The organism is Flintibacter sp. SJQ-8 (assembly GCF_054108085.1).
Window position 1 is genome coordinate 661,186 of the sequence record NZ_JBPJWR010000016.1, and the last position, 12,075, is coordinate 673,260.

Here is a 12,075-nt window from a genome sequence, read left to right on the forward strand (position 1 = left end):
CTTTTTTCATGGCCGGGGCATCTCCCCGGAGAAAAGGAGGCTCTATGCAGTTTTTCGCATCTGCTATCGACACTTTACAGACCCTTGTTGTGGCCCTCGGCGCTGGCCTGGGCGTGTGGGGCGTAGTCAATCTGCTGGAGGGTTACGGTTCAGACAATCCGGGCTCCAATGCTCATGTGCGGTAAAGTAACAAATGATAATTTGATAGACAGCAGCCACTATTTCCGAAACACAGACCAATACGAAAAGCTGATGTGGGGATTTTCCTATATCAGCTTTTGTCTTTCTAAGCATTTTGGGGAAAGTGATGTATTTGTATCTTTCCTATTGACAGCCAGCCTTTGAAGTGATATATTTATCTCGACAAGCGACAAATACATCTCATCGGAGGACACCATTATGAAAAAAAGAACGAAACTCACAATTTGCCTGGGCGTGATATGCGCTCTGCTGGTAGCAATATCTTCATGGTACACGATAGCATTTAACAATTCAAGGTTTATTGTGCCTATGGATTTATCTGAATATGTTTTCAGAGTGCAAGACCTGCCTATGATTATTTCCGGCGTACTTCTTACCTTGTATATTGTGAATATTGTTGTGTTGTTTTTGGAATCTATTAAAACAAACAGGCGTAGGGAATTAACCTTGCAATCCACCAGAACAATAAATCCAAAACTGGGTTTTTTAGGTTTATTAGGATTTGCCGGATTTTTGGGATTTTGGACTTACAGCGTTGACAAGACAATTTTTCCTTTTGTGTTTTTCCTGTTTTTCGGCTTTTTCGGATTTTTCTATGAGGGAAAAATGTCAAATACTCTTATAGATGAACGATACAAAGAAAACAAAATGAAAGCGCAAAGTGTAGCGAACAAAACTTCTCTGTCCATTATTTTTCTTGCAATACTCATTTTGGGACAGGGAAAGCTCATGGATAACCTTGAATATACCTTAATTGCTCTTGTTATTGTTATAGCTCTCTCCATAGCACTTGAAATATTCCTTAGCGAATATCTGCTATATCATTATGATAACGATGAACAGTTTGATGAAAGCGAGGAATAAGCGTGCCGGATTTTGAATGTAGATTAAAAAAGTACAGGCTATTAAAGGATTTGACACAAGAGCAGTTAGCGGCACAGGTAGGCGTGCGGCGAGAAACAATTATGCGGCTGGAAAAGGCACAATACAATCCCTCACTTAAACTGGCGATTGATATTTCAAGAGTTGTTGAAGCACCGATTGAAGAAATATTCGTTTTCAAGTGATTTGTGCGGAATTATGCTTATTTTATAGGCAGTTGCGCTAATGTTAATCTGCATTGCTTGCCGCATAGCAGCTATCATGCTATTTTTGATTTACCAAGACAAAGGAGTGGAACGCATCATGTTTCTATGAAATCTAAAAACTCTCAGAAAACAGAAAGGCTTTTCACAGGAAGAATTAGCAACCAGACTTCATGTAGTCAGACAGACTATCTCCAAATGGGAGAAAAATTTGTCCGTTCCCGACGCTGATACTCTTATTCGTCTGGCTGAAATATTAGAGGTATCTGTCAGTGAATTGCTGGGTACGAAAATTGAAAATGAAAATGTCGCCAGTGATGTTGCCGAACAACTATCCAGAATAAACGAGCAACTGGCAATCAAGAACCGCCGCTCACGTCGTATCTGGAAAATTGTTGCCATTATATTAGCAGTAATCGTTCTTGTGAATATTTTTATTGCTGTCTTTTTCAGCGTTCCAGACCTCAACAGCAATACCCAGAATAACCCGCTAGCAATAAGTGATGAAACGATAAGCATAGATGAATGAAGTCGCTAAAAATAGCAAAACCAGCCGAGCCAGTCAACGGCAAGTAAATGGGCTGCACCCACCGTTGACAGCCCCGCCTGTCCTTGCCGGTGGGTAATCAAGGGGCGACAGCAGAAAATGCTGCCGCCCTTTCCCATAATTGAAGAAAGGGGGATTTTCCATGACCGAACAGGAAGCCTATCAAGAACATATCCGCTATACCCATGATACCTATTGCCGGATTGTTATTCGCCATGCGTCCTTTGACGCTGCCCGTATGCTGGCGGCGAGGTGGAGACGGGAAATCTCTCTTGAATATTTGACCGAAGAAAAGTTTGTCCCACTAAGCACCACAGACGAGTATTTTCAAGTGCCGGACTATGGCGAAACTTATCTGTTTTCTGTCCGGGGGCAGACGATATTTTTAGATAGCTGTTCCCTTGCGGCGGCTCTTGCCGGGCTGCCGGAACAGACACAAGAGGAAATCTTTTTATATTACTTCCAGCACTTGACACAGAAAGAAATCGGAGAACAAAGCGGCTGGACACGCAGCACAATCGGGCGGCATATTCAGCTTGCCTTGAAGCGGCTGAAAGAGGAAATGGAGGTGTTGTCCCATGAGTAACCGACTTCTCCCCTATGACACTATCATAAAGGCACATGAGGGCGACCCCATAGCGATACAAGCCGTCCTTGACCGATACGCTGGATATATCCGCTACTTCTCCAACATGAACGGTTATTATAACTCTGATATGGAGGACTACATCAGAACAAAGCTGATTGAAAGCCTGTTCAAGTTTCGGCTTGACCGATAACATAAAAACTGAATATCCCGCCGCCCCGCAGCGGCACATGAAGCAGTAAATCCGAAAAAGATTTGCTGCTTTTTTTGCGCCCATTTTTGGCAAATTTCCAAATGTTCCGTATTAGACAGTGAAGCCAAAAAAGATTGCCGTTTTTTTTCAGACGGCGAGCAAAACACAGTTTCCAAAACGCCTTATTGTCGGGAAAGACCACGCCGCAGGAAAAGTTCTTGCCGGAAAGTCCGTCATTTTTGCTTTTTGCGGTGTTGTAGGGAGTAAGGGGAGAACGCCGCCCGCAGCCTTTTATAAAAAAGCTGGTTATAGATTTCCCGAAAAAGTGGCAGTAGCAAGTGAACGGCAGTCCGGCAGTTTCTTAGAGCAAGATTCTACCGCAGTACCAAAATTCGCTTTTCGCTCATTTTGCTCCTGCGGGAATCTTGTTGGGGAGTGCCTTCCCCAAACCCTGCTTATGCGGCTTACGCCGCTTATCCCGCCGCAGCCATGCGGCAGCCGAAAGGAGGTTTTTACCATGCGAAAACGATACAACACGCCGCACCGCAGCCGGGTAGTCAAGACACGCATGACCGAGGAAGAATACGCCGAGTTTGCGGAAAGGCTTTCTGCTTACAACATGAGCCAAGCCGAGTTTATCCGGCAAGCCATAACCGGGGCAGCCATACGCCCCATCATAACCGTTTCCCCCGTCAATGACGAGTTGCTTGCCGCTGTCGGGAAGCTGACCGCCGAATACGGCAGGATCGGCGGCAACTTAAACCAGATAGCCCGGACGCTGAACGAGTGGCACAGTCCCTACCCGCAGCTTGCCGGGGAAGTACGGGCGGCGGTTTCCGACCTTGCTGCCCTAAAGTTTGAAGTCTTGCAGAAAGTGGGTGATGCTGTTGGCAACATTCAAACATATCAGCTCTAAAAATGCCGACTATGGCGCAGCGGAAGCCTACCTCACATTTGAGCATGACGAGTTTACCATGAAGCCCACCCTTGATGAAAACGGGCGGCTGATACCGAGGGAGGACTACCGCATTTCTTCCCTTAACTGCGGGGGCGAGGATTTCGCCGTTGCCTGTATGCGAGCCAATCTCCGCTATGAGAAAAACCAAAAACGGGAAGATGTGAAAAGCCACCACTATATCATCAGCTTTGACCCACGGGACGGGACAGACAACGGCTTGACCGTAGACCGGGCGCAGGAGCTGGGCGAGCAGTTCTGTAAAGAGCATTTCCCCGGACACCAAGCCCTTGTATGCACCCACCCGGACGGGCATAACCACAGCGGGAATATCCATGTGCATATCGTCCTCAACTCCCTGCGGATTTATGAAGTCCCGCTTCTGCCCTACATGGACAGACCAGCCGACACACGGGAGGGCTGCAAGCACCGCTGTACCAACGCCGCTATGGAATATTTCAAGAGTGAAGTTATGGAGATGTGCCACCGGGAGGGGCTTTACCAAATCGACCTCTTGAACGGCAGCAAGGAACGGATAACAGAACGGGAATACTGGGCGGCAAAGAAAGGGCAGCTTGCCCTTGATAAAGAGAACGCCGCCAGAGAAGCCGCCGGACAACCGACCAAGCCCACCAAGTTTGAAACGGACAAGGCGAAGCTGCGCCGGACGATACGGCAGGCACTTTCCCAAGCTACCAGCTTTGACGAGTTTTCTTCCCTTTTGCTGCGGGAGGGCGTGACCGTCAAGGAGAGCCGGGGGCGGCTTTCCTACCTCACGCCGGACAGAACAAAGCCTATCACAGCCCGGAAGCTGGGGGACGATTTTGACAAGGCTGCTGTCCTTGCCCTGCTCACGCAGAACGCCCACAGAGCCGCCGAAAAGCCTAAAGCCATACCGGAATACCCACATACCCAAAAGGGACGCTTGCAGGAGGAAAAAACCGCAAAAACCGCCCCGGCAGACAACACCTTGCAGCGCATGGTTGACCGGGAAGCCAAGCGAGCCGAGGGCAAGGGCGTGGGCTATGACCGCTGGGCGGCAAAGCACAACCTAAAGCAGATGGCGGCTACCGTTACCGCCTACCAGCAGTACGGCTTTTCCTCCCCGGAGGAACTGGACGAAGCCTGTTCTGCCGCCTATGCCGCCATGCAGGAAAGCCTTACAGAGCTGAAGCAGGTGGAAAAGACGCTGAACAGGAAAAAGGAGCTGCAACGGCAGGTACTTGCCTATTCCAAGACCCGCCCTGTCCGGGACGGGCTGAAACAGCAGAAAAACGCCAAAGCAAAAGCAGCCTACCGACAGAAGCACGAAAGCGACTTTATCATAGCAGACGCAGCCGCCCGTTATTTCAGGGAGAACGGCATTTCCAAGCTGCCGGGCTATAAAGCCTTGCAAGCAGAGATTGAAAGCCTTATCAAAGAGAAAAACAGCGGCTACAACGATTACCGGGCAAAACGGGAGGAATACCGCCGCTTACAGACTGTCAAGGGCAATATCGACCAGATTTTACGCCGGGAGCGCAAGCCTGTGAAAAGGCAGGAACAGGAACGATAAAAACCACCCCAAAATGTACCCGAACCCATACAGAACAAGGGGGCTGCCCCGTACTCTACCCGCAATACCAAAGGATTTTTTAACGGGCTTACAGGGCAGAAAAAACCCGAAAATGATACCGAGATGATACAGAATTACCGTCGATACCGCCACACCAGCGGAAACGGCAGAAAGGAGCGCACCCATGCCAAGAATGAGCAAGAAACGGCGGCTGGAATGGTCTTTTTTCCTGCGGCAAGTAAAAGTCGGGAATACCACCTGCGACCGTATCACATACAACGACCTCTGCCGGGGCTGTACCCATAGCTGTAAGCAGAGCTTCCGGGCGGTTATCATACTTTGCCCCCGCTACTACTCCAAACGCCGGAAAAAGGAGGACAGGGACAATGGCAGATAACCGCAAGTATTACTACCTCAAGCTGAAAGAGAATTTTTTTGACAGCGACTCCATTGTGCTGCTGGAAGATATGAAAGACGGGATTTTATATTCCAATATCCTCTTGAAGCTGTACTTAAAATCTCTGAAAAACGGCGGGAAGTTGCAGCTTGACGAGCATATCCCCTACACAGCGCAGATGATAGCGACACTGACCCGCCACCAGATAGGGACGGTTGAAAGGGCTTTAGAGATTTTCCGGCAGTTGGGGCTTGTGGAGCAGCTTGACAGCGGGGCTTTTTATATGACCGATATTGAGCTGATGATAGGACAGTCCTCTACCGAAGCCGAGAGAAAACGGGCTGCAAGGCTGGAAAACAAGGCACTTTTACCGCCCCGGACAAAAGGCGGACATTTGTCCGACATTCGTCCACCAGAGATAGAGATAGAGTTAGAGAAAGAGATAGAAAAAGAGAGAGAGGGAGAAACGGGACACCCCGCCCCCGCCGATTATGGCAGATACAACAATGTGATACTGACCGATACAGAGCTTTCCGGGCTGAAAACAGAGCTGCCCGACAAGTGGGAGTATTATATTGACCGGCTTTCCTGCCATATCGCTTCCACCGGGAAGCAGTACCAGAGCCATGCAGCCACCATTTACAAGTGGGCGCAGGAGGACGCTGCCAAAGGCAAGGCTGCCCCGAAACAGGGCATACCCGATTATTCATGTAAGGAGGGCGAGAGCTTATGAAAAACGAGATTGAAGCTATGATTACGGATATTACAACCACTACCGCCGAAGCGGAGGACTACACAGGCGAGGACGGGCTTTTATACTGCGGCAAGTGCCATACGCCCAAAGAAGCCTACTTTTCAAAAGAAACCGCCCAATGGTTAGGGCATGACCGACACCCAACAGACTGCGACTGCCAGCGGGCAGCCCGTGAAAAGCAGCAAGCCGCCGAAAGCCGACAGAAGCACCTTGAAACAGTGGAGGACTTGAAACGCCGGGGCTTTGCCGACCCCGCTATGCGGAACTGGACATTTGAGCATGACAACGGCAGAAACCCACAGACCGAAACCGCCCGCTTTTATGTGGAGAGCTGGGAAACCATGCAGGCTGAAAATATCGGCTACCTGTTTTGGGGAGGCGTGGGGACAGGAAAAAGCTACCTTGCCGCCTGTATCGCCAACGCCCTTATGGAGCAGGAAGTCCCGGTGTGCATGACAAACTTTGCAACGATACTGAATGACCTTGCCGCCAGCTTTGAGGGCAGGAATGAGTATATTTCCCACCTTTGCAGCTACCCCCTGCTGATACTTGATGATTTTGGTATGGAGCGAGGGACGGAATACGGGCTGGAACAGGTTTACAGCGTGATTGACAGCCGTTACCGAAGTGGCAAGCCGCTGATCGCCACGACCAACCTCACGCTGGAGGAATTGCAGCACCCGCAGGACACGCCCCACGCCCGTATCTATGACAGGCTGCTTTCTATGTGCGCCCCCGTCCGCTTCACGGGCAGCAATTTCCGAAAGGAAACCGCACAGGAAAAGCTGGAACGATTAAAGCAACTGATGAAGCAGCGAAAGGAGAGCCTATGACAGAAACGAAACAGACAAGCACCACCAAAACAGACCGCCGTCCGGACTGTGTAACGGAAATCCGCATGGGCAACTCCGTCCTTACCGTTTCCGGCTTCTTCAAGCAGGGCGCAACCGATACCGCAGCCGACAAGATGATGAAAGTGCTGGAAGCGGAAGCTGCTACACAAAAAACAGCGATTTGACCGACCATAAAGAAGCAGATTTGACGCTTTTGCCGCTATACAGACAGCCGCCCCATGTGGTACAATCAAGGTACGGAATAGTGGGGCTGGCTGTCGGAAACGGAGGATTTTATGTTAAGACAGACCACCCAGAAAATCACTGCCCTTTATCCAAGACTATCCCATGAGGACGAGCTGCAAGGCGAAAGCAATTCCATTTCCAACCAGAAGCGTATTCTTGAAACCTACGCAAAGCAGAACGGCTTTTGCAATCTGCGCTGGTACACGGACGACGGTTATTCTGGTGCGAACTTTCAAAGACCCGGTTTTCAAGCCATGCTTGCGGACATTGAAGCCGGAAAAGTCGGGACAGTTATCGTCAAGGATATGTCGAGGTTAGGGCGAAACTACCTACAAGTGGGAATGTACACAGAAATGATTTTCCCACAGAAAGGCGTCCGCTTCATTGCTATCAATGACGGAGTGGACAGCGCACAGGGCGACAATGACTTTGCCCCGCTGCGGAATATCTTTAACGAATGGCTGGTGAGAGATACGAGCAAGAAAATCAAAGCAGTGAAACGCTCAAAAGGCATGAGTGGCAAGCCTATCACAAGCAAGCCTGTGTATGGCTACCTCATGGACGAGGACGAAAATTTCATCATTGACGAGGAAGCCGCACCCGTAGTCAAGCAGATATACAACCTCTGTCTTGCCGGGAATGGTCCGACCAAGATTGCCCGTATGCTCACAGAGCAGCAAATCCCCACGCCGGGGACGCTGGAATACCGCAGGACGGGCAGCACCCGCCGCTACCACCCCGGCTATGAGTGCAAGTGGGCGACCAATACCGTTGTGCATATCCTTGAAAACCGGGAATACACGGGCTGTCTGGTAAACTTCAAGACGGAAAAACTCTCTTACAAAGTCAAGCACAGTGTAGAAAATCCCCTGGAAAAGCAAGTGATTTTCGAGAACCACCACGAGCCTATCATAGACACTCAGACATGGGAACGGGTGCAGGAGCTACGCAAGCAGCGTAAACGCCCCAACCGCTATGATGAAGTGGGCTTGTTCTCTGGTATACTGTTCTGTGCAGACTGCGGCAGCGTCATGTATCAGCAGCGATACCAGACGGACAAGCGCAAGCAGGACTGTTATATCTGCGGCAACTACAAGAAGCGCACCCATGACTGTACGGCGCACTTTATCCGCACCGACCTCTTGACCGCCGGTGTACTCTCCAATCTGCGGAAAGTGACCAGCTATGCGGCAAAGCATGAAGCCCGGTTTATGAAGCTCTTGATTGAGCAGAACGAGGACGGGGGCAAACGCAGGAACGCCGCCAAGAAAAAGGAACTGGAAGCCGCCGAGAAACGCATAGCCGAGTTATCCGCTATCTTCAAGCGGCTGTATGAGGACAGCGTGACCGGGCGCATATCAGACGAGCGTTTCACAGAACTGTCGGCAGACTATGAAGCAGAACAACGGGAACTGAAAGAAAGAGCCGCTGCTATCCAAGCGGAGCTTTCCAAAGCACAGGAAGCCACCGTGAACGCAGAAAAGTTTATGAATGTTGTCCGGCGGCATACCAGCTTTGAAGAACTTACCCCTACTCTGCTGCGGGAGTTTGTAGAGAAAATCGTTGTGCATGAGTGCAGCTATGACGAGAACAAGACCCGCAGACAGGACATTGAGATTTATTATTCTTTTGTTGGCAAGGTGGACTTGCCCGAATAAACGCCCGACCTATCCGACACAATGCGCAAGTGCCGGATAGGAACGGCAAAATTTTTTACACTTCTATTACTTCTTTATCGCACATAAGCAAAAAGCCAGGGCATGAAACAGCTCATGGCGGGCGGCGGCATCATCCTGCTGGGCACAACGCTGATCCCCCTGCTCTCTGGCCTGTTTTAAGGTAGCGGCTTATGGATTTTCTCACCGACTGGCTCACGGATTGGCTCAAGGAGCTTTTAATCAGCGGGATCATGGGGAACCTTTCGGGGCTCTTTGATAACGTAAACGCCCAAGTCGGAGAGATTGCGGTACAAGTGGGAACAACCCCGGCGGCATGGCACGCCGGGGTGTTCTCCCTGATCCGCCAGCTTTCCGAAACGGTAATTTTGCCGATTGCCGGAATGGTGCTGACCTTTGTTGCGACCTATGAACTGATCCAGATGCTTTTGGAAAAAAACAATATGCACGAGTTTGATGTGGCGAATATCTACAAATGGATGTTCAAAACGTCCTGTGCCATCCTTATTCTGTCAAACACATTCAATATCGTAATGGCCGTGTTTGACGTGTCCCAGAGCGTGATTGCACAATCGGCGGGGCTGATCCAGGGTTCCACGGACATTACGCCGGATATGCTGACCCAGCTTGAAACGACGCTGGAGGGTATGGATTTAGGGCCGCTGTTGGGCCTGTGGCTCCAGTCCTCCATTATCGGCGTTACCATGTGGGCGCTGAATATCATTATTTTCGTGCTGGTCTATGGCCGCATGATTGAAATATATCTGCTCACCAGCCTGTCCCCCATCCCTGTGGCGACCCTTGCCAACCGGGAATTGGGACACACGGGCCAGAACTATCTGCGCTCGCTGTTCGCCGTGGGATTCCAGGGGATGCTCATTCTGGTGTGCGTGGCAATTTACGCGGTGCTTGTCCAGGGGATCGCCACAGGCGGAGATCCCATCGGGGCGATATGGGGCACCGTTGGCTATACGGTATTGCTTTGCTATATGCTGTTCAAAACGGGCAGTATCTCCCAGCGCATTTTCGGCGCGCATTAGAGGGGAGGCGCGTATGGCAGAACATTCAACCTTGGGACAAAATGGTGCTGTTGACAAAGTCTCGCTCCGCTCCGCCCTACCAACAAAAAAAGACGCCCACTGGCGTCATCCGGCGTATTTTATCATCCGTTTCAGGTTCAATGCGGTCGCCGACAAGAGGCAGTGGTCCTCCGCTGCCTCTAAGCCTCGTCGCAAAACGCGCGCTAAGTTGTGCTCGCGCTTCTGCGCGGAAAACGAGCCCTCGCACCAGACCTGCCGCAATTTCAGCGCCTCCCGGTATTCCGGGATGGAACGGCGTTCCAGGTTGCGCTGTCGGTCTGCCGCAAAGTAGCTGACGGACACCTTTCTTGCGCCGCGTTTGTCGCTCTCGCGCAGGCATTTTTCCCGCAGCGGACAGAGCGCACAGTCCCGCTTATCCGCCTGATACTCCCAAAACAGGCCGCTGGCGCTGCGGGCCAGCCGCCTTAAACACAGATCTTTTCCAATGGGACAGAGGTACACATCACGGTTCTCGTCGCGGCAAAAATCGTCCCGCGTAAACTGGACAGACACCCGCGCGGCGGCCTTTTGCGGCCGCACGAAAAAGCCGATCCCCAGTTCACCCAGCGCCCGATGGGCCAGCGGAAAATCGTAGGCGGCGTCCGCCGTGGCAGCCTGAATTGGTACAACATTTTCATGAATATGCTCGATCAGGCCCAAAAACGGCACGGAATCGTTCACATCTCCGGCAGTCACGGTCTGGCCTACGATGATGCCGTAGTCGCTGTCCACCGCCTGATGGGCGAGGTAATGAGGCCCCTCCGGTTTCCCCGGGCGCTTCAGATGACCCGACTCCGGGTCTGTGCGGCTGACGCGCTTGTAGGTGCGGCGGTTGTCCCGTTTGATCTGCTTTGTCCGCTTTTTGCGGCGCTTTCCGGTTCGCCGCTCAAGTTCCTCCAACCCTTCCTCCTCATAATCGTCCAGCCGTTCCCAGTAAACGCCGGCCTCCTCCGCGACTTCCACCAGTTCTTCCGACGCACGGGAGGCGTTGGCCCTCACATGGGTCGAGTCCGCCCCCACCACGCGCCCGCTGACCAGACCTTTTTCGATGCACTGCCCCACGACTTCTTCAAATAACCGCCGAAACACCTTGCGGAAGGACGGTTTCCGGCGGCGCAGCTGCGAGACGGTGCTGTGATCCGGCACCCGGTCGAAGAGGTCGAGGCCCAGGTACCAGCGCAGGGCGATGTCGGTCTGGACGCGTCGCTCGATCTGCCGCTCCGACGGGATGCCGTACAGGAAACCCACCAGCAGATACTTCACGATGACCACCGGGTCGATGGCCGGACGGCCGAGTTTACGGCTGTAAAGCCGCGCCGTTTCCTCGTATACGAAAGACAGGTCCAACGCTGCCTCCAGCTTCCGCAGGAAGTGTCCCTGTGGCATCAGATCCTCGATCGTTACCATGTGCATCGCCAGCTGCATCTGCATGTTCCTCCGTTTTACTCCGCCTTGACTGCGATCCGAATCTTGCTGTAGTCGTAGCCAACCATGTCCAGAATTCTTGTCGTCAGAATCCGCATGAGTGTTTCGGCATCATAGTGTGTCTCTATGTATAGAGCTTCATCGATCTTTACCGGGCTGCGCATTTTCCCGGTCTCACTCCCTAGCAGAACCCGATTTCGTCCCAACACTTTCCCCCGCAGATCCATGAGTGCCTGACGCTGATCCGAATCTTTGCAGCAATCTTTCAGCAATTCCTCCGCAACGCTTTTCCATGTGGGGTTCTCTGTTCTACGTCCATCTGCAAAAATAACTCCGGTCGGTCGTTTTCCCTTGAATATCCCTGCACCTACATTCAACGGATATATGATCTCGTAATTCCTCGGTTTACGGCTCTCTTTTTGCCGAGACGGTACACTTTCTTTTTTCACCTCGTCGATGATCCAATCGAATTTTTCATCGATCTCGCGGATCAATTCTTCCCTAAGCTTTTGCAGTTCCTGTATGGTATTCATCCGTTTGCTC

The 12,075-nt window shown here is 51.4% G+C and carries 14 protein-coding genes and 3 pseudogenes; 15 read left to right on the forward strand and 2 right to left on the reverse strand.

Features of this window, described 5'->3' with window-relative positions:
* Positions 1–44: 44 nt before the first annotated feature.
* The 15 genes and pseudogenes from ACSAMP_RS14675 to ACSAMP_RS14745 all read left to right on the forward strand — a co-directional run.
* Positions 45–173 (forward strand): annotated as a pseudogene (locus ACSAMP_RS14675) (Maff2 family mobile element protein); the annotation flags it as partial.
* Positions 174–399: 226 nt separating this feature from the next.
* The gene (locus ACSAMP_RS14680; RefSeq protein ID WP_050540877.1) at positions 400–1,065 is read left to right on the forward strand and encodes a DUF2178 domain-containing protein; all 666 of its coding nucleotides are present in this window, start codon (positions 400–402) and stop codon (positions 1,063–1,065) included.
* A 2-nt stretch (positions 1,066–1,067) separates the two neighbouring features.
* The gene (locus ACSAMP_RS14685) at positions 1,068–1,268 is read left to right on the forward strand and encodes a helix-turn-helix transcriptional regulator (protein ID WP_032747079.1); all 201 of its coding nucleotides are present in this window, start codon (positions 1,068–1,070) and stop codon (positions 1,266–1,268) included.
* Positions 1,269–1,410: 142 nt separating this feature from the next.
* Positions 1,411–1,815, forward strand: a pseudogene (locus ACSAMP_RS14690) (helix-turn-helix domain-containing protein); the annotation flags it as partial.
* A gap of 160 nt (positions 1,816–1,975) precedes the next feature.
* Positions 1,976–2,419 (forward strand): RNA polymerase sigma factor, encoded by a 444-nt coding sequence (locus ACSAMP_RS14695; protein WP_007054578.1) that lies wholly within the window; start codon positions 1,976–1,978, stop codon positions 2,417–2,419.
* On the forward strand, positions 2,412–2,612 hold the full coding sequence (locus ACSAMP_RS14700; RefSeq protein WP_118300895.1) for a helix-turn-helix domain-containing protein: 201 nt from the start codon (positions 2,412–2,414) through the stop codon (positions 2,610–2,612). The genes ACSAMP_RS14695 and ACSAMP_RS14700 overlap by 8 nt, the downstream gene beginning before the upstream one ends.
* A 517-nt stretch (positions 2,613–3,129) precedes the next feature.
* Positions 3,130–3,528, forward strand: coding sequence for a plasmid mobilization protein (locus ACSAMP_RS14705; RefSeq protein WP_002569238.1), 399 nt, complete (start codon positions 3,130–3,132; stop codon positions 3,526–3,528).
* Positions 3,500–5,122, forward strand: a complete 1,623-nt coding sequence (locus ACSAMP_RS14710; RefSeq protein ID WP_118021152.1) for a relaxase/mobilization nuclease domain-containing protein — start codon at positions 3,500–3,502, stop codon at positions 5,120–5,122. The genes ACSAMP_RS14705 and ACSAMP_RS14710 overlap by 29 nt, the downstream gene beginning before the upstream one ends.
* 184 nt (positions 5,123–5,306) lie before the next feature.
* Positions 5,307–5,519 (forward strand): hypothetical protein, encoded by a 213-nt coding sequence (locus ACSAMP_RS14715; RefSeq protein ID WP_005927784.1) that lies wholly within the window; start codon positions 5,307–5,309, stop codon positions 5,517–5,519.
* The gene (locus tag ACSAMP_RS14720) at positions 5,509–6,252 is read left to right on the forward strand and encodes a phage replisome organizer N-terminal domain-containing protein (RefSeq protein WP_457800963.1); all 744 of its coding nucleotides are present in this window, start codon (positions 5,509–5,511) and stop codon (positions 6,250–6,252) included. The genes ACSAMP_RS14715 and ACSAMP_RS14720 overlap by 11 nt, the downstream gene beginning before the upstream one ends.
* Positions 6,249–7,106 (forward strand): ATP-binding protein, encoded by an 858-nt coding sequence (locus ACSAMP_RS14725; protein ID WP_457800964.1) that lies wholly within the window; start codon positions 6,249–6,251, stop codon positions 7,104–7,106. Before ACSAMP_RS14720 ends, ACSAMP_RS14725 begins: the two co-directional genes overlap by 4 nt.
* Entirely contained in the window at positions 7,103–7,291 is a 189-nt protein-coding gene (locus ACSAMP_RS14730; RefSeq protein ID WP_002569233.1) for a transposon-encoded TnpW family protein, read from the forward strand. The genes ACSAMP_RS14725 and ACSAMP_RS14730 overlap by 4 nt, the downstream gene beginning before the upstream one ends.
* A 111-nt stretch (positions 7,292–7,402) precedes the next feature.
* The gene (locus ACSAMP_RS14735) at positions 7,403–9,010 is read left to right on the forward strand and encodes a recombinase family protein (RefSeq protein ID WP_457800965.1); all 1,608 of its coding nucleotides are present in this window, start codon (positions 7,403–7,405) and stop codon (positions 9,008–9,010) included.
* Between the two features lie 87 nt (positions 9,011–9,097).
* A pseudogene (locus ACSAMP_RS14740) lies at positions 9,098–9,190 on the forward strand (Maff2 family mobile element protein); the annotation flags it as partial.
* 11 nt (positions 9,191–9,201) lie between these two features.
* Positions 9,202–10,068: a VirB6/TrbL-like conjugal transfer protein, CD1112 family gene (locus ACSAMP_RS14745; protein ID WP_117536713.1), complete on the forward strand. Its 867-nt coding sequence runs from the start codon at positions 9,202–9,204 to the stop codon at positions 10,066–10,068.
* A gap of 105 nt (positions 10,069–10,173) precedes the next feature.
* Here ACSAMP_RS14745 and ACSAMP_RS14750 read toward each other — a convergent pair whose 3' ends face one another.
* Both ACSAMP_RS14750 and ACSAMP_RS14755 read right to left on the reverse strand, forming a co-directional pair.
* Complete coding sequence (locus ACSAMP_RS14750) at positions 10,174–11,532, reverse strand: IS1182 family transposase (RefSeq protein ID WP_457800323.1); 1,359 nt, start codon at positions 11,530–11,532, stop codon at positions 10,174–10,176.
* Positions 11,533–11,549: 17 nt separating this feature from the next.
* A complete protein-coding gene (locus tag ACSAMP_RS14755) occupies positions 11,550–12,065 on the reverse strand; it encodes a hypothetical protein (RefSeq protein ID WP_291019628.1) in 516 nt (171 codons plus the stop codon).
* Positions 12,066–12,075: the final 10 nt, after the last annotated feature.